The 326-nt window shown below is 32.5% G+C and carries 1 pseudogene; it reads right to left on the bottom strand.

The annotated features are described in order from the left end of the window. Positions 1-65: 65 nt before the first annotated feature. Positions 66-326: pseudogene (locus SB749_RS19010) on the bottom strand (hypothetical protein); the annotation flags it as partial.

The raw sequence follows: 326 nt of genomic DNA, 5'->3' as shown, positions 1-326 counted from the left end.
ATTTTTATAATCGGGGCTTTATTTTGTGCAATGATAATAATACTAATTAGAGTATTTTTCGTGTATTAGCGCGCTATAAGACTTGGCATAAACATTAAATTGGTTACTTCATCTAGAGGTAATTTCAATTCTTTAGCAAAGGATTTTACGCCCAAACCTTCCTTAGCTAACACTGGCATTATCTTTTCAAATATTAAAGATTTTTCTCTAGGAATAGGCTGAGGCTCTTCCTTTCTATACCCCCTTATTGAAGCTTCCTCCATAAGTTTTCTATACTGCCATTCTGTAATAAGATTAACTCTATGTAGTCTAAATATTAGGCTAAC

This window comes from Brevibacterium sp. SIMBA_078, assembly GCF_046534565.1.
Classification (GTDB): domain Bacteria; phylum Actinomycetota; class Actinomycetes; order Actinomycetales; family Brevibacteriaceae; genus Brevibacterium.
The sequence above is the reverse complement of the archived record's forward strand: the minus strand, read 5'-3'. Positions and strand labels throughout refer to the sequence as shown.